Here is a 25,063-nt window from a genome sequence, read left to right on the forward strand (position 1 = left end):
TTAGTTCACTAAATTATTAATACTGTTCGCACCGCTAACCACAGGCGAGAACACAAATGACAAGAACTTGCGTACTTCAGCCATCGGCGCATTCGATACGTACACCACGTCCTTATCCTTCACAGGGAAACGCTGCATCCAAAACATAGAATTCGCATCCGCCAAGTTCAAACGGTAGACCACAGGAATCTCTGCACGATCGCCATAACCCTTTTCAACCCATTTGGATTGTTTCTCAGGAGGCAGCTCGGATAAAGGCGCATAACGGAATACAAATACACCGCGCGCATCTGCACGATAATCCTGCAAACCGCCCATACGTCCCACAGCCTCAGCCAAAGACAAGCCCTTCACAGAGAAACCAATCTGCTGCGTATGACCGACCGCACCCATAGATGTAAATGTGCTCGGATTAGTAATCATTGTGACCACATCACCGCGGCGCAACAGAATGTTTTGACGCGGATGTGCCACCAAATCTTCCAAAGCAATCGTTCTCACAACATTACCGCGTGTCAGCTGTACGTTCGTATCCTGAACATTCGCAGTCGAACCGCCCACCGCAGCCACCGCATCCAACACACGCTCGCCCGCAGCCGTCAAAGGCATACGCACACTGTTACCCGCGCGGATAACCGATACATTCGCCGCATTATTTTGCACCATGCGCACCATTACCTGCGGCTGGTTCGCCATTTTTTTCAGACGGCCTTTAATAATGTTTTGCACCTGAACCGGTGTTTTACCGAGGACAGACACATCGCCGATAAACGGCACAGAAATCGTACCTGAAGAGCTGACCATCTGTTCCGGCAGCTTAGTTTGCTGCGCATTACCCGAACCAGTAGACGACAAAGCCCCGCCGAACAACACAGCCGGAGGAGCTTCCCAAATCGTAATGTCCAGCACATCGCCTATATTGATAGCCCCTATTGATGATGTACCATCGCCCAACTGAGCAAATGACTGATTAACTTGCGCTTGATATAGTGACTGAGCCACCGCGCCATTCACATCAATCAATTCCACCTCCGGCACTTCGGCTGTAGCCGGCTGTTGCCCCAAAGCAACAACATTTCGTGTACTTGGGCCGGAATTAGGAAGAGAAGAGCATGCGGCCAACAGGCTGACACACAACAATAACATGCCCCTGCGGGTAAGACATTCTGCTTTCAACATTGATTAAATCTCACTATACTTTTAATTAAGCGCAGTCATTATAACACCTGATGAAATATTAGGCCGTCTGAAAATCTGACATAAACATCAAAAACATCACATTACAGCGAATACCGTCATGAGGAAACTTAAAAAACTGATTCGACAACCAGGTGTATTCTTCCGCGACTATCTCAATAAAAGATACCCTGTCCGCAATGCCGAACAGCGTACAACAGAGTCTGACGAACCGGTCATTATCGACAACAGCCTGTATTTAGCCGAACTTGAAAATAGTATCAATCTTCCCCCTATTAAAGTTGATGTCGTTTTCACATGGGTAAATAACCAAGATCCCAAATGGCAGCAACGCCGCCGCCAACATAGCCCTACTGCCGAACAAAACGCACTCCACAATAATGACGAAGCCCGTTTCAGCAACCACAACGAACTTTACTATTCACTTCACAGCGTGCGTACCTTCCTGCCGTGGGTCAACCATATCTACATCATTACCGACAACCAACGCCCCGACTGGCTCAATCCTGCCGACTATCCCAACGTCAGCATAATAGATCACAGTCAAATCATTGACCCGCAATACCTGCCCACCTTCAATTCGCATGTAATCGAAGCACACCTGCACAACATTCCCAATCTAAATGAACACTTCATCTATTTTAACGATGATGTATTTGTTGCCCGACCATTACCGAAGGAACATTTTTTTCACGCCAACGGCATTGCTTCACTTTTTATTGCAGACAAAAGCCTAAAACAAATGTCCGAAAGAGGAACCGATACACCCACTCTTTCCGCCTCAAAAAACTGTATCGCACTATTACAACAGCACTACGACTGCCACATCGACCGTCCGTTGGTACACACCTATATCCCACTGCATAAAAGCAGCTTTCAATTTGCTTGGCAGCACTACCGTACTGAGATTGAAGCCTTTTTATCCAACCGTTTCCGTTCTAACCACGATCTCAACCTTGCCACCTTCCTCGTACCTTGGCTGATGTTTTTAAACAGGAAATCTACAGTAGGTAATGAAATATGTTATTATTTTAATATCCGCTCCAACAAAGCGCCTGCCCAATATATCAAGCTCTTAGAAAATAAAAAAATTGGGCGGCAGCCACACTCTTTTTGTGCCAACGATTTTCACAGCCAGCAACAGATTGAAAATTACCAAGACAAACTGATTCAAATGCTGGAAAATTACTTCAAAACCAAATAAAAATAAAAGGTCAAAAAAATGAACAATAAAAAATTCCGGAAGCTCTTACGAGACCCTAAACTCTTTTTCCGCGATATGTACGCCAAACGCATAATGAAACTCAAAAAATACCTTCCCTTAAAATACGAAGGTAATAATCAATTTACAATCGTTTCAGCCGTTTATAACGTCGAAAAATACCTTGATGAATACTTTGACAGTATCGTCAAACAAAGCTTGAACTTCAAAAAACACATTCAAATCATTCTAGTAGATGATGGATCAACTGACCATTCGGCAGAAATCATCAAACGATGGCAAACCAAGTTTCCAAAAAATATCCATTATTTTTACAAAGAAAATGGCGGCCAGGCCTCGGCACGTAATTTGGGTTTGCAACATACACAAACTGAATGGGTAGTATTTACTGACCCTGACGATTATCTTCACCCTGACTACTTCAAATCAGTAGATACTCAAATTAGCCAACATCCGTCGGCGGTAACTGTAGCTACTAACATGAAGTTTTTCTTTGAAAATCAAAATATCATTAAAGACAGTCATCCTCTAAGATTCCGTTTTAACAAAACCCACGTTATTGATGTTGCTAAGCTCGATAAGTTTATCAATATGTCTGCTGCCTCAACCTTTTTCAGAGTCAGCCATATTAAAAAACAGAATTTGGTGTTTAACCACAATGTTAAGCCAAACTTTGAAGATGGCAAATTTATTGCAGACTATTTATTAGATTTGCAGGACGCAAAAGCTGTGTTTGACAGAGATGCCGTCTATTTCTATCGCAAACGTGAAAGTGGCACATCCACTTTAGATACTTCTTGGCAAAAAGTAGAAAAGTTTTCTAATGTTTTTGAGTATGGCTTCTTGCCTATGCTTAAAAACTATAAAAACCGCTTAGGGTATGTACCCTCCTCAATACAAAAAACTGCATTATATGATATGGCTTGGTATATTCAACAATTGCTTAATAGACCTGAACGTCTAGATTTGTTGGATACTAAACAAAAATCACACTTTTATGATCTAATGCAGCAGGTTTTTAATTATATTGATCAAAAAAATATTATGGAATTTGGCTTAGCGGGAGTATGGCTATTCCATAAAGTTGGTATGCTTGGAATGTTCAAACAGAGCGAGCCACCATTCCAAATCGCCTATATTGAAAACATTGATCGTGAACGCAAACAGTTCCTTATCAGCTATTTTACCTATTTCGACCAGCCATATTCTGTGCAGGCCGATGGGCATGATCTTATTCCTGTCTATGCAAAAAGCGTGGTCAATAAGCTAAATGAACAATTATTTGTTTACGAAAAACGTTTGTGGGTTCCCTATGGTGATGTTGCAGACAATGCCAAAATTAATATTCTACTTAACAAAAAAGCAATGCGAATTTCAATTAAAGGTAAAACCTTTATGCACGGTATCGCATTAAATGAACTTATCGGTTTATTTACGCCGTCCGAAAAATACCTTTCAGACGGCAGCTGGCTCTTAATGGATAGGGAAACTAAAGCTGACGACAACGCTGAGCATTTTTATCGTTATATGATGCAGAACCACCCTGAACAAACTTGCTATTTCGTACTTAACAAAACTGCCCCAGACTGGAACCGTCTCGAACAAGAAGGCTTCAAACTTGTAGAATTCGGCGGTAGTGAATATGAACGACATTTGCGTAAAGCTGAAAAAATCATTTCCAGTCATTTGGAAAAACACATCAACAATTATTTTGGGGATTTATACGAACACAGCAAAAAATTTGTCTTTCTTCAGCACGGAGTAACCAAAGACAATCTTTCTGCATGGACAAATAGCAAACAAAACCTACACTGTTTCATTACCACTACTGAGCCAGAAAGTCGCTCGATTAAGGCTGACTTCAATACCTACAAGCTGACCGAAAAAGAAGTAGCACTAACTGGATTTCCACGCTACGACTCCTTACTATCAAAAAATAAGCCCGACAGTCGCAAGATCCTGATTATGCCAACTTGGCGCAATAACATTGTCGGTCAAAATATCGGTACAGGTAGCAATACTCGTACGCTCAACAGTGCTTTTATGGAAACTGACTATGCCCGTTACTGGCAGGCTCTGCTTCACGACCAGCGCCTGAAGGAAATGGCAGAAACCTACGGCTACGAAGTAATTTTTGCACCACACCCAAATATCGAGCCCTATTTGGAAGTAATGAATGTCCCTACCTATATAAAAATCTGGAGTGGACTGCGTGAAACTGAAAGTATTCAGTATCTTTTCGGACGTTGCGCCGTATTGATTACCGACTACTCATCAGTAGCATTTGACATGGCCTATCTGAATAAGGCAATTATTTACTATCAATTTGATAAAGAAGCCTTCTTTTCAGGTACGCATACCTATCAAAAAGGCTATTTCTCTTACGAAACTGACGGATTTGGCCCTATTACCATCAATCAGCATGAAACGCTGGGTGAATTAGAAAACATTTTAAAATCAGGACATGCCAAACCCGAATATCTTGCTCGCATCCGCGATACTTTCCCCTTCCAAGAAGGTGGCAACTGCGAACGTGTGTATCAAGCTATTACTGCTCTTGACCATGCCGAAACCGCTGACAATATGCCGATTTTAATCAATATGATTAAGCAAGCAGAGAATCATCAAGTATGGGACTTGGCTGCAAGCCGTATCCAAACCCTGCTTGATACAGGCCGTCTGAATGCGGAAGAAACAGCTGATTATCGCCATCGTTATCTGAACGCTTTATTTGAGAGCAAACAGTTTGATACTTTGCAAAACCTGTTACCTGATTATCCCGATACCGCAGGTTACTGGTATGCGAAAATGGACTTATATATCGGTAATGCCGTTAAAGGGGCGGAATTTTTTGCTGAAAATGAGCATATAGGAACGCAAAATGATTTACTTGTCGCATTACTTGCAGCCTCGTTTCACCAAGCAAAAAGGCCGTCTGAAAAACTGTTTGCCCGGATAGGTACAGACTTACCCGACTCATATCAACCTTTGTTAGCCGTAGCACAAAAGCTATCGGAGCAGAATTATTTTGTAGCATTGGCTTTACTGAGAATGTATATTGATAGCTTGGACGATCACGAAAAAGGCTATCTAAAACCCGAGCTGTTGGCTTCTTACCTCTGCATGAAACTTAGTAACTTACAAGGCGCGCATCAGTATTTGGTTGCTTTTGAAAAGCACACAAAAAACGACCCAAGTTGTCGCATTGCCATTGCAAGACTGGCAAAATTACGCGGTGATTCTGAAAAACTATTTACCCAGCTTAACCGTGCCTTTGAAGAAAACCTACTCTTAATTCCTGAAGATTTAACAGTCGATTATCTGAAAAAAATGTACGCTACCGGCAACGCCGACGGCGAAGGATATCTATTGGCTCAACTGCGCCAAAAATATCCTGAGAATCCGTCTTTGGCCTTGTATGAAGCTGAAAAACTTGCCCAAAACCAAGATTGGGAGTCTGTCACCAAAATATTGGCTGATTTTGCACAAACCTCACCGGAAGCGGTGTATCTTTATACAACCGCTTTATGCCGTCTGAAAAATACCGAAGCAGCCAATCAGGTATTTAAAGGTATTAAGCAACTCAATACTTTTGAGTATTGGAAACTGGCTGCAGAAGTGGCCTATATCAACAATAATAAAGAATTGCTAACAATATGCTTGACCGAGCAGCTCAATATTTTAAAACGTAACCAATAAACAAACATAGATTTTAATGGCATCCACGTGGAGCAACAAAACATGCAACATTTTTTTTCAGCAGTCGACCTTTCTCAAAATAATATTTTTGCATTCTGGGAATCTCCCAACCCCATTCCTGCTTATTTAGAGTTATGCAAAGAATCATGGATTAAAAATATTCCCAACTGCAAAATCCACATTCTGAATCACAGTAATCTGTACCAATATATCGGCGATACCTATGATATGGAACAACTGAAATCCATCTCTTTCGCTATGCAGTCAGACATCATTTCAGCAGCCGTCCTGGAAAAGTTTGGTGGATTATTTTTAGATTTGGATTGCATTGTGACCGACAATATTTTTGATGTATTCAATAAAATATCTGATACTAAATTAATTGCTTTTGGCCGACCCGACTCCAACGCAATCCATCTTGCGGTTTTATATTGTGCCAAACCTGGCAATCCTATTTTGTCAGAATGGCGCAAAACTGCTCAAGATCGTTTAATCAACAAACCCAAACAATATCCATGGAGCTATTTTGGCAATAGTATTATTAATCCCCTATTTAAAAAACCAGAATACAGCGATAGTTTTTATATCATCGACCGCACACAAAGTGGAAATATTTTAGAATCTGTTGCATTCCCTAATTCGCAAGATCCGATTTCAGATTATAAGAAATTTTACTTTGATGAAAAGTTTGGTTTCCAACCAAATATTCTAGATAAAGTTGCCTGTGGTGTTATCTCTCTACATAACTCTTGGTCGCCAACTACCTACAAAAATCTTTATGACAAAGAGACACTATTCTTGAAATCAGAGCCTATTGTTAAACTTCTATCATATGTTTTAAATAATAACACAGGGAAATCCTATATCACCTTGCCTATTTTAGAAGCACAAATCACTTCGAAATTAGACGCCAACGGGATTTCATATAAGAAAAAATACTTTAAAAATTTATTGGTTTTAGACTTTTCCGTAAACAATGTAGACTTCGCATTCGATATCAGTGAAAATCAAGCAAATTTTGATATAGACATTATTTTCCGTAACACTTCATCGGAAATATGTAAGAACTTATCCCACTTTAGAAAGATTTCCTTCAATGGCAATAAAGGTAGCCTTCTTTCAAACGCCAATGGGGAGAATATTTGGAGAGAGATCTTAAACTCTTATAATTGCATAAAAAACGATATTACACATGATAAAAAAATCAATATTAGAACAGATGCTCTGATTGATTTAAGAATGTTCAAACTTGTAAACAATTTACTAATTTTAGAAGGCATCGGCATTCTTACAGGCCAAAGTGCCAAAGAATACAGCGATATTGATTACAAATTGATCATTAAAAGCCAATCTAGCGAATTTGTGAAAAGCCTGGCAAAAGTCCATCGCCCAGATTTAACTGCAACCTACTCCTTTCACCCGAGCATTTCCTACGACAAATGTTGGTTTGCCACACCGGGCTACAAAGGCATAGACATCTCGGACATACCTCCCGGAAGCTACGAACTATTCTTAAAAATCAAAATCAACGGCTTCGATACGACTTTCGTACTTAAATCTCAAAAACCGGTTTACTTTGAACATGAAATAGTGGACTTTTATTTTTCTGAGCAAGGCAATCGGCTAATTATTAAACAAGATTTGAAAAATGCTCATTTAGGCACGGTAGATGTGTTTTATGTACCTAAAAAGTTTAAATCTGAAAAAATCAGTGTAACCGGTTATTATCAAGATGAATTCAACAACATTATCGAAGCACCATCAGGCCTGCATAATGTACAAGTCCAATTTTTCGGTAAAAATAATCGTGTTGTGCTACACAACAACTCAGCCTTAAAAAATACTTTTATTGAATTTAAAGGCAATAACGGAACCTTCAGCATTGGAGAAAAAGCCGGTATTTTCGGCACATTTCGTGTTGGCCATGATTGCAACATTAAAATTGGTAATGGCGTAACTAGCACCAATCTCGTTTATGTAACTTGTGCCGAAAAAACCAATATCCATATCGGCAATGATTGTATGCTGGCTACCAACAACCAAATCCGTACCGATGATTCGCATGGTATCTATGATTTAGACACCGGCAAACGACTCAACCGTTCCAAAGATATTTTTATCGGTGACCATGTGTGGCTAGCCTATGGTGCAACCGTGTTAGGTGGTGCACATATTGGTAGCGGTTGTGTGTTGGGGGCATTTTCTCTAGCCAAGAAACAGTTTCCTGAAAACTGTGTACTGGCTGGTGTGCCTGCAAAAGTGGTGCGTGAAAATATTTTCTGGAAACGCCCTCTTTTGCTCAATAATCCATACGCAGAAGATGAAATTTCTTATCCGGATATATAAGAAACCCTAGCGTTGTTTACACTTTTCCTTTTCTGCCTGAAGATCAATTTTAGGATTTTAGGTATTGTTAAAAATGACGAATGGCATGACAACATAGTTCTTGATAATCCGAAATCCTAAAACAATCCTTTCAGACAGAAGATAAAAGCTGTTTTGCATAAGAGTGTAAGCAACCCAACAATTTCCAGCTGAAACAATTCGTATAATTTATACTTTAAAATATAGATAGGCCGTCTTGATCACTTTCAGGCAGCCTGTTCCACAATTCTGTATAAGGAAAACGCTATGAGCATACTCGTTACCGGCGGCACGGGCTTTATCGGCTCGCACACCGCAGTTTCCCTGACTGCATCAGGCTACGATGTTGTGATTCTCGACAATTTGTGCAATTCCAGCATCCATATTCTGCCACGCCTGAAACAAATTACCGGTAAAGACATTCCGTTTTACCAAGGCGATATCCGCGACCGCACGGTGTTGCAGCGCATTTTTGCCGAACACGAAATCGAATCGGTGATCCATTTTGCCGGCTTAAAGGCAGTCGGTGAAAGCGTGGCCGAACCAATGAAATACTATGACAACAATGTGTCGGGCAGCTTGGTTTTGGCTGAAGAAATGGCGCTTGCCGGCGTATTTAAGATTGTGTTCAGCTCATCGGCTACGGTTTACGGCGATCCGGGCAAAGTACCTTATACGGAAGATATGCAACCGGGGGATACGACCAGCCCTTACGGCACGTCTAAGTCTATGGTGGAGCGCATTTTGACGGATATCCAAAAGGCCGATCCGCGCTGGAGTGTAATTTTGTTGCGTTATTTCAACCCTATCGGTGCGCATGAAAGCGGTTTGATCGGCGAGCAGCCAAACGGTATCCCAAACAATCTGCTGCCTTATATCTGCCAAGTGGCTTCAGGCAAGCTGCCGCAATTGTCGGTTTTCGGCGATGACTACCCTACTCCCGATGGTACGGGTATGCGCGACTATATCCATGTGATGGATTTGGCGGAAGGCCATGTGGCGGCGATGCAGGCAAAAAGTGATGTTTCGGGCGTACACCTGTTTAATTTGGGTTCGGGACGTGCTTATTCGGTTTTGGAAATTATCCGTGCCTTTGAGACGGCATCCGGTTTGACCATTCCGTTTCAAATCAAACCACGTCGCGATGGTGATTTAGCCTGTTTCTACGCCGACCCTGCCTACACCAAAGCGCAGACCGGTTGGGAAACCAAGCGTGATTTGGCGCAGATGATGGAAGACTCATGGCGTTGGGTCAGCAACAACCCAAATGGCTACGACGATTAAGTTGACCTGATACAGGCCGTCTGAAAGAGATGTTTTCAGACGGCCTCTTTATCTGAAAACACACTTTCTGTCTGCTATAATCCATTTATATTATTTTGACTATCCTCTGAAACTTATGAAAAAAATCCTTGTTACCGGCGGCGCGGGCTTTATCGGTTCTGCCGTTGTCCGTCATATTATCCAAAACACTCAAGACTCTGTCGTCAATGTCGATAAGCTGACTTATGCCGGCAATTTGGAATCTTTGACCGAGGTAGCCGATAATTCTCGCTACGCTTTTGAGCAAGTGGATATTTGCGACCGAGCCGAACTCGACCGCGTATTCGCACAACACCAGCCTGATGCCGTGATGCACTTGGCTGCGGAAAGCCATGTCGACCGCTCTATCGATTCGGCAGGCGAGTTTATCCAAACCAATATCGTCGGCACATTCAATCTGCTTGAAGCGGCCCGCGCCTACTGGCAACAAATGCCGTCTGAAAAGCGCGAAGCCTTCCGCTTCCACCATATTTCTACTGATGAAGTCTATGGCGATTTGCACGGCACAGACGATTTGTTCACCGAAACCACGCCATACGCGCCGTCCAGCCCCTACTCTGCTTCTAAAGCGTCCAGCGACCACCTCGTCCGCGCATGGTTGCGTACTTACGGTTTGCCGACCATCGTAACCAACTGCTCCAACAACTACGGCCCTTACCATTTCCCGGAAAAACTCATTCCTTTGATGATTCTGAACGCGCTCGACGGCAAACCGCTGCCCGTGTACGGCGACGGAATGCAAATCCGCGACTGGCTGTTTGTCGAAGACCACGCGCGCGCGCTGTATCAGGTTGTTACCGAGGGTGTTGTCGGCGAAACCTACAATATCGGCGGCCACAATGAAAAAGCCAATATCGAAGTCGTCAAAACCATCTGCGCCCTGCTGGAAGAGCTTGTTCCTGAAAAACCGGCCGGTGTGGCGCGTTATGAAGATTTGATTACTTTCGTACAAGACCGCCCCGGCCATGACGTGCGCTACGCCATCGACGCTGCCAAAATTGGCAGGGAGCTGGGCTGGAAACCGCAGGAAACGTTCGAATCCGGCATCCGCAAAACAGTGCAATGGTATTTGGACAACAAAACCTGGTGGCAAAATGTACTGAACGGCAGCTACCGTCTGGAACGTTTAGGCACTGGAAAATAAGTTTTCAGACGGCCTGTTCCCATATTAGGCCGTCTGAAAATCACGCAAACACACACTACTCAGGAGAAAACCCATGAAAGGCATTATCCTCGCCGGCGGCAGCGGCACACGCCTCTACCCCATCACGCGCGGCGTATCCAAACAGCTGCTACCCGTGTACGACAAGCCCATGATTTACTATCCCCTGTCCGTATTGATGCTGGCAGGAATCCGCGATATTTTGGTGATTACCACGCCCGAAGACAACGCCTCTTTCAAACGCCTGCTTGGCGACGGCGGCGATTTCAGCATTTCCATCAGCTATGCCGTGCAACCCAGTCCGGACGGTTTGGCACAGGCATTTATCATCGGCGAAGAATTTATCGGAAACGACAATGTCTGCTTGGTTTTGGGCGACAATATTTTCTACGGCCAATCGTTTACGCAAACATTGAAACAGGCTGCCGCCAAGACCCACGGCGCAACCGTATTCGGTTATCAGGTCAAAGACCCCGAGCGTTTCGGCGTGGTTGAATTTGACGAAAACTTCAACGCTCTGTCTATCGAAGAGAAACCGCAACAGCCCAAATCCGATTGGGCGGTAACCGGCTTGTACTTCTACGACCAACGCGTCGTCGAGTTCGCCAAACAAATCAAACCGTCCGCCCGCGGCGAATTGGAAATTTCCGACCTCAACCAAATGTATTTGGAAGACGGTTCATTGTCGGTGCAACTTTTGGGACGCGGTTTCGCATGGCTGGACACCGGCACCCACGAGAGCCTGCACGAAGCCGCTTCATTCGTCCAAACCGTGCAAAACATCCAAGACCTGCAAATCGCCTGCCTGGAAGAAATCGCTTGGCGCAACGGTTGGCTTTCCGATGAAAAACTGGAAGAGCTGGCTCGCCCGATGGCGAAAAACCAATACGGCCAATATTTGCTGCGCCTGTTGAAAAAATAATGTTTGAGGCCGTCTGAAACTTTTCAGACGGCCTTTAGATGAAAGATAAAACGATGAACATCATTGATACCGCCATTCCCGACGTAAAACTGCTTGAGCCCCAAGTCTTCGGCGACGCACGTGGCTTTTTTATGGAAACCTTCCGCAACGAGTGGTTCAAGACCCAAGTCTGCGAACGCACCTTCGTGCAGGAAAACCATTCCAAATCCAGCAAAGGCGTATTGCGTGGCCTGCACTATCAAACTGAGAACACACAAGGCAAACTCGTGCGCGTGGTTGTCGGCGAAGTATTCGATGTGGCTGTCGATATGCGTAAAGACTCCCCCACTTTCGGCAAATGGGTAGGTGAGATTCTGTCCGCAGAAAACAAACGCCAACTGTGGGTACCCGAAGGTTTCGCTCACGGTTTCTATGTACTGAGCGACGAAGCCGAGTTCGTCTATAAATGCACGGATTATTACAACCCAAAAGCTGAACATTCGCTGATTTGGAATGATCCAACCGTCGGCATCGACTGGCCGTTGCAAGGCGAGCCGAACCTGTCGCCTAAAGACTTGGCAGGCAAAGTATTGGCCGAAGCAGTCACGTTTTAAAAAATAATTCAGGCCGTCTGAAAGAATGTTCCGCTTTTCAGACGGCCTACAATCCATTAATAACAATAATCGACGAAAACGCATTGTGAAAAACGCCTACATTCCCTCTCGCGGCATCCGCAAAATCCCCCATCTCTCCACCCTATTGCCTGAATTTCATATCTGCAAAAATGGGAAAGGAGCGGAGGCTGTCCTCGGCTGGGGTTTGCGCCCAACGACACACAAAGCACGTGCTTTTGCCGCTGAACACCAGCTTCCCTTTATTGCCTTGGAAGACGGCTTTTTACGTTCAGTCGGACTGGGTGTCGCCGGTTATCCGCCCTACTCCATCGTCTATGACGATATCGGCATCTACTACGACACCACGCGTCCTTCGCGTTTGGAGCAACTGATTCTCGCCGCCGATACCATGCCGTCTGAAACCTTGACTCAGGCGCGGCAGGCGATGGATTTCATCCTGCGACATCATCTATCCAAATACAACCACGCGCCCGAACTTTCAGACGATCATCCTTTGCATTCCCCATCCAAGCCCGAAACCGTCCTCATCATCGACCAAACCTTCGGCGATATGGCCATCCAATATGGCGGCGCAGACGCCTCTACGTTTGAATTGATGTTTCAGACGGCCTTGAATGAAAACTCGCAAGCCGATATCTGGGTCAAAACCCATCCCGATGTTTTGTGCGGCAAAAAACAAGGCTATCTGACCCGGCTGGCGCAGCAACACCGCGTCCATCTTCTGGCAGAAGACATCAATCCGATTTCTTTGTTACAAAACGTCGATAAAGTTTATTGCGTTACCTCACAAATGGGTTTTGAGGCGCTTTTGTGCGGCAAACCGCTGACCACCTTCGGCCTGCCGTGGTATGCCGGATGGGGCGTAAGCGACGACCGCCATCCTGAAATCAACCGCCTTGTCCAAACCCAACGCCGCGCCACCCGCAACTTGCTGCAACTCTTCGCCGCGGCCTATCTGCAATACAGCCGCTACCTCAACCCCAATACCGGCGAAGCAGGCAGCCTCTTTGATGTCATCGACTATCTGGCGACGGTCAAACGCAAAAACGACAAATTGCGTGGCGAATTGTATTGCGTCGGCATGTCTTTGTGGAAACGCGCGGTTGCCAAACCGTTCTTTAACGTACCCTCATGTCGTCTGAAATTTATCTCCTCCACCCAAAAACTGGCCGGGGTCAAACTGTCCGACGATGCACGCATCCTTGCCTGGGGCAACGGCAAAGAGGCCATCGTCCGTTTTGCCGAACAACACCACATCCCCCTGCTGCGTATGGAAGACGGCTTTATCCGTTCGGTCGGACTCGGTTCTAATTTAGTCCCGCCGCTGTCGCTCGTTACCGACGATATGGGCATTTATTTCAACGCCGAAACCCCGTCCCGTCTTGAGCACATCCTGCAAAACCAAAACTTCGACGATCAAGACTTTCAGACGGCCTTGAAGCTGCAAAAAATGCTGACCGAAAACCACATCAGCAAATACAACGTTGGCAGCTCGGACTTTACCGCCCCATCAACCGACAAAACCGTAATCCTCGTTCCCGGTCAGGTTGAAGATGATGCGTCTATCCGCTACGGTTCGCCCAAAATCTACCGCAATCTGGATTTGCTCCGTACCGTACGCGAACGAAACCCCGACGCCTATATCATCTACAAACCGCATCCCGATGTAGTCAGCGGTAACCGCATCGGCCATATCTCCCCTGAAGATACGGCACGATATGCTGACCAAACTGCCGAACAAGCCGACATCCTGACTTGTCTCCAACACGCAGACGAAGTTCACACCATGACTTCGCTGACCGGTTTTGAAGCCCTGTTGCGCGGCAAAAAAGTCAGCTGCTACGGCCTGCCTTTTTACGCAGGCTGGGGGCTTACCCAAGATCTGCTCCCCATTCCGCGCCGCAGCCGCAGACTTGAACTTTGGCAACTGATCGCCGGCACGCTCATCCACTATCCCGACTACATCCACCCCGAAACCCATCAGGCCATTAATGCGGAAACCGCTGCCCAAATCTTGATACGACAAAAAAATATGCAAAAAAACAACAACGGATTACATCGTGGGTACTTTGCCAAAAAATTAGGTAAAATCAAACAACTATATCGATCTTTTAAATAAATGCCATCAAAATTAACAATGTGTCATAAACCGGTTTCAATTGCGCCATCATTGCTTTTGCATCGTTAATACGCTTGGCGTATGCTTAAAAGTTCAACCCAAAACTATTACACAAAAAACAAAATCACATTGCGACATGAAACAGCCCGTCCTCCAAAACAACCTGCAAGACTTGCTTGAAAGCGCAGAAAACATCCTGCTGCTTCAAGGCCCTGTCGGCGATTTTTTTCAGCGCCTCGCCGACTGGCTGACCGCAAACGGCAAAACCGTGCATAAATTCAACTTTAATGCAGGCGACGACTATTTTTATCTGCCCACTCAAGCGCATACCGTTGCTTTTAACGACAGCTACGATGCCTTTCCTGAATTTTTGCAAAAATACATCGTTCAACATCACATCCAAGCCGTTGTCTGCTTTGGTGACACACGTCCCTACCATCTCCTGGCCAAACGAATTACAAACGAAAACCAAGCCAGTTTCTGGGCATTTGAAGAAGGCTATTTCCGCCCCTACTACATCACCTTAGAAAAAGACGGCGTCAACGCATTTTCCCCATTGCCGCGCCGTGCCGACTTTTTTCTGGAACAATTCCCCAAGCTGGCCCAGCAAGAATACAAAGCGCCGATACCGGTACGCGGCGGGTTTACGCCCATGGCCAAAAATGCCGTCCGTTACTATATCGAATTGTTCCGCAATCCGAACAAGTACCCGAACTACATCCACCACCGCGCATCCAATGCCGGCCATTACCTCAAACTGTGGTCAATCTCCATCCTCAAGCGTTTGAACTACTATATTGAAGACATCCAAATCGCCAAACGCGTGGAGGCGGGCAAATACGGCAAATTTTTTATTGTTCCCTTGCAGGTATTCAACGACAGCCAAGTCCGCATCCATTGCGACTTTTCCAGCGTCCGCAGCTTCCTGCTCCATGTCTTGGCCTCATTTGCCGCACACGCGCCTGCCGATACCAACCTCATCATCAAGCATCATCCGATGGACCGCGGCTTTATCGACTATTCGCGCGACATCAAACGCTTTATCAAAAAACACCCCAAACTCAAAGGCCGTATCACTTACGTCCATGATGTCCCCCTGCCTGTTTTCCTGCGTCACGGCCTCGGCATGGTTACCATCAACAGCACCAGCGGCCTGTCCGGCTTGATCCACAACATGCCAGTCAAAGTCCTCGGCCGCGCCCATTACGACATTCCCGGCATAACCGACCAAAATACCTTGGCAGAATTTTGGAATCATCCGACGCCGCCTGACAGCGACCTGTTCCATGCCTACCGTATGTACCACCTCAACGTAACCCAAATTAACGGCAACTTCTACAGTCAGGTGTTTTTCCCCAACAAAAAAACCTCCGACTCTTCCACTCCGACAACCTGACTTAGCAAAAATAATTCAGGCCGTCTGAAAAACATTTCAGACGGCCTGAAACAATCAACATCCCAGCCGCCGTCATGTAAACAAACCATAAAAAACCGCATTTATCATTAACAATAAATTACAAAAACAGTATAATGACCGAGCTGTCATGAACGCATGCCGACTCAAGCCGAAAGCTTTGTAACGCACTGAATAGAGATGTTTCCCCAGGAAAATAATACAACAAGCCAAACATCTTTAAAGGCAGGCCGGTAAGGCAACTGCAAAACTGTGCCGAACCCTATTTTTCACAAAGCCATCGACCGGCATCGCCGCCTATATGCCGCAGCACCCGTCTTCCACTTTATCCGCCCGCAAACCATGACCGCCGCTCCTGAAATCCTCTACCGGCAAGCTGCCGCCCTTTTGGAACAATCCCATACCGCCCAAGCCTTGCCCCTGTTGCAACAGGCGGCAGAGCAAGGTTATGCGGAAGCTGCTTTCGTATTGGGCAACCATCTGCTGCAAAACGGCCAACCGGAGCAGGCACTTTCATGGTTGGAAGCCGCCGCGGCCCAACGCCACCCCAAAGCGCTCTTCTCCCTGCTGCAACAGCGCGAACACAACGGCACCCCGACCGGACAGCTCCTCAACGAATATGCCTGGCTGGGTGAGCAGGGACACCCTGAAGCCCAATTAATCCTCATGCGTTACCACGCGCAACGCAACGATCCACAATCGCTCTACTGGGCAGAGCTTGCCGCCGCCCGATATGCCGCGCCTGCGTATTACCATCTGGCACGCCATCATCAACGCCAAGGCGACTTTGCGACAGCCGTCGAACAATACGAAAAAGCGGCCGCACTCGGCGTGACTGCCGCCTGTTGGCAACTCGGTCAAATCTACTTCTACGGCACAGGCATCAGCCCCGACCACGCACAAGCCGAACAATACCTCGAACAAGCCGCGCAAGCCGGCCACATCGCCGCACAAACCCTGCTGGCCGACCTTCTTGCCGCCCAACGCCGACCCGAAGCCTTGGAATGGTATCGTCGTGCCGCCGATAAAGAGCAAGCGGAAGCGCAAGCCAAGCTGGCACAATACGCCCTGACCGGCGAACTTTCCGAACGAGACCCGTTCCAAGCGGCACGCTATGCCAAAGCCGCCGCCGAGAAAAACCATCCCGAAGCCCTGAAAATCATGGGCGACCTCTACCGCTACGGCCTCGGCATCAAAGCCGACAACCATGTCGCACACGATTACTACCACCGTGCCGCCGCGCTGGGTTCTGCCGCCGCCGCACAAAAACTCGTCAGCGATGCCGCGCTGTACCATCCGCAACAATACGAACAAATCAAAACAGCCGCCCTGCAACAGCAACAAACCGAGACCGCATACCGTTTGGCGGAAGCACAGGCCCGCGCCATCGGCCGTCCTGCCGACTACAATGCCGCGCGCAAAAATTACATGGAAGCGGCCGAGTTTCATCATAAAAATGCGGCGGCAGCCTTGGGCCGCATCTACCATTACGGCCTCGGCACGGCGCAAGACCCTCGTGCGGCCGCCCACTGGTACGCCATCGCTGCCGAACAAAACCACCCTTCCGCCCAATACCACCTCGCCTGTTTTTACTATCACGGGCAAGGTGTAAGCTGCCATGTTCCGACTGCCTGCTACTGGCTGCAGGCCGCCATCGGCAACGGGCATACCTCGGCCGGGTTATTAACATCCCTCTTGGAACAATGGCGCCGCGAAGCGCACCATGCCATCGGACAAAAGGCCGTCTGAAAAGATTTACACTCGCATTTTTTGACAATCTTTAACTATTCCCCTAATATTTGCCAGTTATTTTTCACGGGCACGTCATTGTTTTCATTTCTTTCTGAAAACACCTTGTCCGCGCATCAATACCATGACACTCGGCGGATAACGCCAAGCGTTGAAACACACTACATCCGGAACAAAAACGGATACTCGGAAAAACATTTCTAGGAGGTGAAACAACATGGAATGGGAATTCAACAGTTATTACACACTGATTGCCGCCACGCTCGTGTTGCTGGTTGGTAAATTTCTGGTTCAAAAAATCAAATTCTTACGAGACTTCAATATTCCTGAGCCGGTCGCCGGCGGTCTGGTTGCCGCTATCGTCCTGTTCGCCCTGCACGAAGCCTACGGCGTCAGCTTCAAATTTGAAAAACCGCTGCAAGATGCGTTCATGCTCATCTTCTTTACATCCATCGGTTTGAGCGCGGACTTCTCCCGTTTGAAAGCGGGCGGCCTGCCTTTGGTCATCTTTACCGCCGTGGTGGGTGCATTCATCATCGTCCAAAACTTCGTCGGTGTCGGCTTGGCAAGCGCATTGGGTCTGGATCCGCTGATCGGCCTGATTACCGGTTCGATTACCCTGACCGGCGGTCACGGTACAGCCGGCGCATGGGGTCCTGACTTTGAAAGCAAATTCGGCCTGACCGGCGCAACCGGCTTAGGTATGGCTTCTGCGACATTCGGCCTGGTATTCGGCGGCCTGATCGGCGGTCCCGTTGCCCGTCGCCTGATCAACAAAATGGGTCGCAAACCTCTGGAAACAAACAAAAAACCAGTTGACAACGATCAAACCGACGACGTCTTCGAAAAAGCGCAACGTACCCGTCTGATTACGGCTGACTCCGCTGTCGAAACACTCGCGATGTTTGCCGCATGTTTGGCTTTTGCCGAAATCGTCGACGGCTACGACAAAGCCTTCTTCGACCTGCCTAAATTCGTATGGTGTCTGTTTGCCGGCGTGGTCATCCGCAACGTCCTGACCGCAGCCTTCAAAGTCAATATGTTCGACCGCGCCATCGACGTATTCGGTAACGCCTCCCTGTCGCTCTTCCTCGCCATGGCTCTTCTAAACCTGAAACTGTGGGAATTGACCGGTCTGGCAGGCCCGGTAACCATCATCCTGGCCGTACAAACCGTCGTGATGATTCTGTACGCAACCTTCGTTACCTACGTCTTCATGGGCCGCGACTACGACGCCGCCGTCTTGGCAGCCGGCCACTGCGGCTTCGGTTTGGGCGCCACCCCGACTGCCGTTGCCAACATGCAGTCCATTACCCAAACTTTCGGCCCTTCGCACAAAGCCTTCCTGATTGTGCCTATGGTGGGTGCATTCTTCGTTGACCTGCTCAACGCTGCCATCCTCTCCGGCTTCGTCAGCGTCATCAAAGGCTGATACGTCCGACATAGAAAAGCACTTGCCGCATTTACTTGCAGCAAGTGCTTTTGCTATGATAGGCACGTCAGGCCGTCTGAAAGGCCGTCACCTTCAGGAGTACACATGTACAAAAAAACCGCTTCCGTATTGATTTTAAGCACGATTCTGCTTGCCGCATGCAGCAAAGAAGAGCCCAAAGCCGCACTTGATTGCGCCCAACCGGCCACACTGCAAAACATCCGTACCACCATCGAAGACACCCTCAAACAACAAGCACGTTCCTTCGCCCGCAATGACAACCGCCAATTCGTCGATGCCGACAAAATCATCGCCGCCGGCCTCGAATTAGAAACCCTGCTTGAAGACCCCAAAGAAACCGAAGACGACGGCAAAGCCATCTGCCGCGCCAACCTCAAAATCCGTATTCCCGACACCATCCTCAAAACGGCCATAGACAACAGCCCGCTGATTTACGGCAGCACCCCGTTGGCCGACATGCTCGAACAAAAACTGATGGGCAGCAACCTGACCTTTGAAAACAACACGTTCAGCACCACCCTGCTCTACACCCCCGACAAAGACGGCAAACCGGTTTTCGAAGACAATACCCTGAGTTCCACCGCCCAAACCCTTTCCGCCACCCTGCTGCCCTACGGCGTGAAAAGCATCGTCATGATAGACGGCAAACCCGTGTCCAAAGAGCAGGCCATCAAACTGCTGCAAAACCAAAACACGGAAGAACCGCCCACCCTCAATCCGCAAGACATCCTTGAAAACAACGCCGCCAGCCAGGCTGCCGGCCTGACCGATGACGGTGACGATTCAGATTACGAAGTCCTGCGCCCCGACCATGAAACCCAACGCAACGAGCCGCCCGGCCTCAGCCAAAGCGAACTTGACAACGCGCGCGCGCAAAACCGTCAGGCGGACGGCGAGATCAACGACCTCTGGGGCGGCATGGACAGCGACGTCAAACAACAAATCCTCGGCGAACAACGCGCCTGGATTCAAAGCAAAAAACTCAACTGCCAACAAGCCGCCGCGTCCGCAGACAATGCCGCACAAGCAGAATACCTGCGCCTGCAGTGTGAAACCCGCATGACCCGCGAGCGCACGCAATACCTGCGCGGCTATTCCATCAACTAAAACCGATAAGGCCGTCTGAACATTCAGACGGCCTGCACGAAAGCACATCACATCATGCAATACCGAATCCACCGTGAAGGCGATGCCCAAAACACACCCTCTTCAGCCTCCACCCCCATCGACAACTGGGAGCGCAACACCCTGCGCGAAGTCCTCCTCGCCGCCTACCAAGAACAACGCCGCGCCCGCATTTGGCGCAACATCTGGCGCGGCGTCGCCGTCCTCATCTTCCTCAGCCTGATTTTTGGCCTTGCGGAAGAAGAAGGGAAAACCACGTCGGTCCAAGCCCGCAGCGAACACACCGCCGTTATCGACCTGACCGGCGAAATCGGCAACGACATCGACGACCAAGTCCAAATCCTGCGCGACAGCATGGAAGCCGCCTACGAAAACGGCAACGCCAAAGCCATCATCATCCGCGCCAACAGCCCCGGTGGTTCGCCTGTCGTGTCCAGCATAGCCTTTAACGAAGTCCGCCGCCTCAAAGCCGAACACAAAGACATCCCCGTTTACCTCGTTGCCGAAGACATGTGCGCTTCCGGCTGCTATTACATTGCCGCCGCAGCCGACAAAATTTATGCCGACCCTTCCAGCATCGTCGGCAGCATCGGTGTGATCGGCGGCGGTTTCGACTTTACCGGCCTGATGGACAAAGCCGGTGTCAAACGCCGTCTGAAAACCGCCGGCAGCAACAAAGGCATGGGCGACCCTTTCACGCCTGAAACGCCGGCTCAAACCCAAATTTGGGAAACCATGTTGGGCGATATCCACCAAGAATTCATCAAAGCCGTCAAACTCGGCCGTGGCGCAAGGTTGAAAGACAAACAGTATCCCGACGTTTTCAGCGGCCGCATCTATACCGGCAAAGAAGCCAAACAGGTCGGCCTGATTGACGACTTCGGCAGCATTTACAGCGTCGCCCGCGATGTCGTCAAAGCCCCCGAGCTGGTCAACTACACGCCGCAAGACGATTTCAGCAAAATGCTCAGCCGCCGCTTCGGTGCGGAAGTGAAGGCCAAGGTCAAAGAAACTTTATCTGAAATTTGGTAAACCAAAAAACCAAAAGGCCGTCTGAAGCCCAAAACATGGGTCTTCAGACGGCCTTTTTATATCGTTTTTAAAATAAAACGCTGATTATTGTCCAAACATCCATCGGCTTCATCAAATCGGCAGGCAGATGCTCCCTGATGATGCTGTTACAGGAACACATTACGCCTGCGAACGATTAAACCTCCACGCTTCAGACGGCCTGCTTCTGCATATTGTGTGCCATGTCCAGCGCGGCGCGGACGGCGGTCATCAGGCTGCCGGAATCGGCTTTGTCCGTGCCTGCCAAGTTCAAGGCCGTGCCATGATCGACGGAAGTGCGGATAAAGGGCAGGCCGAGGGTGATGTTCACGCCTTCGCCGAAACCGGCGTATTTGAGTACCGGCAGCCCTTGGTCGTGATACATGGCAAGGACGACATCAGCATCTTTGAGCAGGAAGGGTTGGAACACGGTATCGGCCGGATAAGGGCCGCGTGCGTCTATGCCTTCGGCCTGCAGGGCATGAAGTGCCGGAATAATGGTGTCGATTTCTTCGTGTCCCAAATGGCCGCCTTCGCCGGCGTGGGGATTGAGGCCGGTAACAAGGATGACCGGTTTGGCTATGCCGAACTTATGGCGCAGGTCGTGTTCAAGAATGCGAACAACCGACTCGATTAAAGGCTTCGTGATGGCGGCGGAAATGTCTTTCAGCGGCAGATGGGTGGTCACCAACGCCACACGCAGGCCGCCGCCGGTCAACATCATGACGACTTGTTCGGTATGGCTTTTTTCGGCGAGGTATTCGGTATGTCCGCTGAAAAAGCCGTTGCCTGCGTGGGCATCGTTGATGATGCCTTTATGTAGCGGCGCGGTCACCATACCGGCAAACAGGCCGTCTGAAATGCCTTGATACGCCGTATCCAGCAGCCGGAGGACATACGCGGCATTGGCAGGATTGAGTTCGCCCGCCCGACACTCGGCATCTAAGGGAATATGCAGGACTTCGAGTTCGCCCTTGGGCAACGGATCGGCCGCTTGGGCTTGAAAATCGCGCAGGACGACGGATTTGCCGAGCTGTCCGGCCCTTTGCACCAACAGGTTTTTATCGCACAAAACAACGGGGCGGCAAGGAAGGTCGGCGAAAGCCAAATCAAGGCAGATGTCGGGACCGATGCCGGCCGGTTCGCCGGAAGTGATGGCGAGAATGGGAGCAGTCATGGTGTTTCTCGGTATGGTTTACAGTATTTAGACAACGTCAGGCAAAATGCCTGCCCTACTTTTGCAGATTAACACAAATACAAAAAGGCCGTCTGAAAACAACAGTTTTTGCTTGGTCAAACTGTTTTCAGACGGCCTTGTCTGTTTACCGTTTCAAATTAAGAACGGCGGCCGATCATGCGGTACAAAACGTCGTGGCCTTGAATGCGGTGGACGACGACCATGGCGATGTGGCCGGCGACCAGCGCGAAGAGCAGCCAGCCGAGTTTGCCGTGCGCCATATTGCCGAGGTTGGCCATCCATTCGATTTTTTCAGGCGAACCCTGCATCACTTCGACACCGAATACTTTCAACGGGCCGCGGCCGCTACCGTATTGGCGGATCATGCCGATAACGGGAACGGCAAGCATGAGGACGTAAAGGGCAAGGTGGCCGGCTTTGGCGGCAAAGCTGTCGGCGGCAGGACGTTTGGATGCATTGAGCAAGGCCCAAACAATGCGCACGATAATCACCAGCAGCGTGATGAAACCGATGGATTTGTGCACGCCGAAGAGTGCGCCGACCCATTCTTCGCCGTCATAAATGGTCCAGATGGCGATGGTGGTCAGGATGCCGATGAAACCGAGTACGGTCAGCCAGTGCAACGCGCGCGAGACGGTATCGTAGGTTTGGGGACGTGTAGTGGTCATAATGTTTCCTTGTTTTTGATTTATTTGATTTTTTGAAGCGGCGGATTGTATCAAAAATGCCCAACCAATTATGTTGCCTTTTTGAAGAGATTTCGTAAATGTTTGAAAAAATTAAAGAAACGGCGGTTTTATCCGCAAGGCTGCACAGGCCGTCTGAAAACAAGGGTAGGAATACCACCTTCTATACCGAACTCGGGCTAAAATAGGCGTTTTTATTCTCGGGTACGCATCGATGCAGGTTTGGATTCGGCGGTTTGCGCTGTTGCTTCTGCCTTTGGGTTTCTTGGCGGTCATGGTGGCCGCGCCTTTGCTGTCGCTGGCGTTTTACGACGGCGAGGGCGCTTGGGCGGAAGTGGTGACTGATGACTATATGCGCCTGCGCTTGGGCTGGACGGTGGCGCAGGCAGTTTTGACTTGCGTCTTGGTCACGGCTTTGGGCGTGCCTGCGGCGTGGGTGCTGGCGCGGATGGACTTTGCCGGACGGCGTATGGTTTTGCGCCTGCTGATGCTGCCTTTCGTGATGCCGACTTTGGTGGCGGGCATGGGCGTGCTGGCCTTGTTTGGCGCACACGGCATGCTGGCGGCAGGTTGGCAGGACACGCCGTGGCTGCTGATTTACGGCAACGTGTTTTTCAACCTGCCGGTTTTGGTGCGCTCGGCGTATCAGGGATTTGTGCGTGTGCCGCAGGCGCGGTTGCTATCGGCACAATCTTTGGGCGCGGACGCGTGGCGGCGGTTTGTCTGGGTCGAATGGCCGGTGGTGCGCGCGTGGGTTGCCGGCGGCGTGTGCCTGGTGTTTTTATATTGTTTTTCAGGCTTCGGGCTGGCCTTGCTGCTCGGCGGCGAACGTTTTGCAACGGTGGAAGTGGAAATCTACCGGTTGGTGGCGTATGAGTTGGACATGGCGCGTGCGTCGGTGTTGGTATGGCTGGTACTGGCGGTTACGGCGGCGGCAGGCGGTTTGTATGCGTATTGGAGCAGGCGCGTGGCTGTGGATAAGTCGGTCTCGCCTTTGCCTCCGCGCGCACCGGTACGGGCTTGGGAAAAATGGCTGACGGCAACGGTATTGGCCATGTTGGTGCTGTGTTGCCTGCTGCCTTTGGCGGCGGTATGGCTCAAGGCGGCAGCGGCAGGCTCTTCGTGGGCGGTTTTGCTGGAAGCGCAAACGTGGGCGGCTGCGTGGAACACGATCCGTTTCTCTGCGGCAGCCGTGGCGGCGGCGACGGTTTTGGGCGTGCTGTATGCGGCGGCGGCACGGCAAATGGCGTGGCTGCGCGCGCTGATGTTTTTACCGTTTATGGTGTCGCCCGTGTGCATCGCGTTCGGCGTATTGCTGCTCTATCCGCAGTGGACGGCTTCGCTGTGGCTGCTGACGGCGACTTACGCGCTGTTGGCGTATCCGTTTGTGGCCAAAGACGTATTGGCCGCGTGGGACGGTTTGCCCAAAGATTATGCGGCGGCGGCGCGCACCATGGGCGCAAACGGTTTTCAGACGGCCTGTTATGTAACCGCGCCTTTATTGAAACCGGCTTTGCGGCGCGGCCTGACTTTGGCTTCGGCAACGTGTATCGGCGAATTTGCGGCCACATTGTTCCTGTCGCGCCCCGAATGGCAGACGCTGACCACTTTGATTTACGATTATCTCGGACGCGCCGGTGCAGACAATTACGGACGGGCGATGGTGTTGACGGCGGTATTGACCGCTTTGGCTTTGGCGGCATTTTTGCTGGTGGACGAAGCGGAAGGGCAAAAGGCCGTCTGAACGCGTTCAGCCTCAATCCTCC

At 49.1% G+C, this 25,063-nt stretch carries 17 protein-coding genes; 14 read left to right on the forward strand and 3 right to left on the reverse strand.

All coding sequences use genetic code 11. The features are described from left to right. Positions 1-1,179 (reverse strand): polysaccharide biosynthesis/export family protein, encoded by a 1,179-nt coding sequence (locus HMPREF2551_RS03340; protein WP_070837136.1) that lies wholly within the window; start codon positions 1,177-1,179, stop codon positions 1-3. A gap of 118 nt (positions 1,180-1,297) precedes the next feature. Here HMPREF2551_RS03340 and HMPREF2551_RS03345 point away from each other — a divergent pair, with 118 nt between their 5' ends. From HMPREF2551_RS03345 to HMPREF2551_RS03405, 13 genes are all read left to right on the forward strand, one after another. Further along, positions 1,298-2,401, forward strand: coding sequence for a stealth family protein (locus tag HMPREF2551_RS03345; protein ID WP_070837138.1), 1,104 nt, complete (start codon positions 1,298-1,300; stop codon positions 2,399-2,401). 18 nt (positions 2,402-2,419) lie between these two features. Then, positions 2,420-6,118: a CDP-glycerol glycerophosphotransferase family protein gene (locus HMPREF2551_RS03350; RefSeq protein ID WP_070837140.1), complete on the forward strand. Its 3,699-nt coding sequence runs from the start codon at positions 2,420-2,422 to the stop codon at positions 6,116-6,118. 27 nt (positions 6,119-6,145) lie between these two features. Then, entirely contained in the window at positions 6,146-8,464 is a 2,319-nt protein-coding gene (locus HMPREF2551_RS10220; RefSeq protein ID WP_143128511.1) for a capsular polysaccharide synthesis protein, read from the forward strand. A gap of 285 nt (positions 8,465-8,749) precedes the next feature. Beyond that, entirely contained in the window at positions 8,750-9,766 is a 1,017-nt protein-coding gene (gene galE, locus HMPREF2551_RS03360; protein ID WP_070837142.1) for a UDP-glucose 4-epimerase GalE, read from the forward strand. Between the two features lie 115 nt (positions 9,767-9,881). Then, on the forward strand, positions 9,882-10,949 hold the full coding sequence (gene rffG, locus HMPREF2551_RS03365; RefSeq protein WP_070837144.1) for a dTDP-glucose 4,6-dehydratase: 1,068 nt from the start codon (positions 9,882-9,884) through the stop codon (positions 10,947-10,949). Positions 10,950-11,022: 73 nt separating this feature from the next. Then, entirely contained in the window at positions 11,023-11,889 is an 867-nt protein-coding gene (gene rfbA / locus HMPREF2551_RS03370; RefSeq protein WP_070837146.1) for a glucose-1-phosphate thymidylyltransferase RfbA, read from the forward strand. Between the two features lie 53 nt (positions 11,890-11,942). Beyond that, positions 11,943-12,482, forward strand: coding sequence for a dTDP-4-dehydrorhamnose 3,5-epimerase (gene rfbC / locus HMPREF2551_RS03375; RefSeq protein WP_070837329.1), 540 nt, complete (start codon positions 11,943-11,945; stop codon positions 12,480-12,482). A gap of 25 nt (positions 12,483-12,507) precedes the next feature. Next, entirely contained in the window at positions 12,508-14,622 is a 2,115-nt protein-coding gene (locus HMPREF2551_RS03380; protein ID WP_070837148.1) for a capsular polysaccharide biosynthesis protein, read from the forward strand. A 136-nt stretch (positions 14,623-14,758) separates the two neighbouring features. Then, a complete protein-coding gene (locus HMPREF2551_RS03385) occupies positions 14,759-16,018 on the forward strand; it encodes a capsule biosynthesis protein (protein WP_070837150.1) in 1,260 nt (419 codons plus the stop codon). A gap of 360 nt (positions 16,019-16,378) precedes the next feature. Continuing rightward, positions 16,379-17,785 (forward strand): SEL1-like repeat protein, encoded by a 1,407-nt coding sequence (locus HMPREF2551_RS03390; protein WP_070837331.1) that lies wholly within the window; start codon positions 16,379-16,381, stop codon positions 17,783-17,785. A 217-nt stretch (positions 17,786-18,002) separates the two neighbouring features. Continuing rightward, complete coding sequence (gltS, locus tag HMPREF2551_RS03395; protein WP_070837153.1) at positions 18,003-19,217, forward strand: sodium/glutamate symporter; 1,215 nt, start codon at positions 18,003-18,005, stop codon at positions 19,215-19,217. A 105-nt stretch (positions 19,218-19,322) separates the two neighbouring features. Further along, positions 19,323-20,345, forward strand: coding sequence for a lysozyme inhibitor LprI family protein (locus HMPREF2551_RS03400; RefSeq protein WP_049349307.1), 1,023 nt, complete (start codon positions 19,323-19,325; stop codon positions 20,343-20,345). A gap of 54 nt (positions 20,346-20,399) precedes the next feature. After that, positions 20,400-21,395: a S49 family peptidase gene (locus HMPREF2551_RS03405; protein ID WP_070837155.1), complete on the forward strand. Its 996-nt coding sequence runs from the start codon at positions 20,400-20,402 to the stop codon at positions 21,393-21,395. Positions 21,396-21,585: 190 nt separating this feature from the next. On the opposite strand, the gene pdxA is transcribed toward HMPREF2551_RS03405, so the two are convergent. Continuing rightward, a complete protein-coding gene (gene pdxA / locus HMPREF2551_RS03410; protein WP_070837157.1) occupies positions 21,586-22,590 on the reverse strand; it encodes a 4-hydroxythreonine-4-phosphate dehydrogenase PdxA in 1,005 nt (334 codons plus the stop codon). Positions 22,591-22,748: 158 nt separating this feature from the next. Beyond that, a complete protein-coding gene (locus tag HMPREF2551_RS03415; RefSeq protein ID WP_083323103.1) occupies positions 22,749-23,279 on the reverse strand; it encodes a cytochrome b in 531 nt (176 codons plus the stop codon). Positions 23,280-23,511: 232 nt separating this feature from the next. Between HMPREF2551_RS03415 and HMPREF2551_RS03420 the strand changes: the two genes are divergently transcribed. Further along, positions 23,512-25,041, forward strand: coding sequence for an ABC transporter permease (locus HMPREF2551_RS03420; RefSeq protein WP_070837158.1), 1,530 nt, complete (start codon positions 23,512-23,514; stop codon positions 25,039-25,041). Positions 25,042-25,063 lie beyond the last annotated feature (22 nt).

Source organism: Neisseria sp. HMSC066H01 (genome assembly GCF_001837375.1).
GTDB lineage: Bacteria > Pseudomonadota > Gammaproteobacteria > Burkholderiales > Neisseriaceae > Neisseria.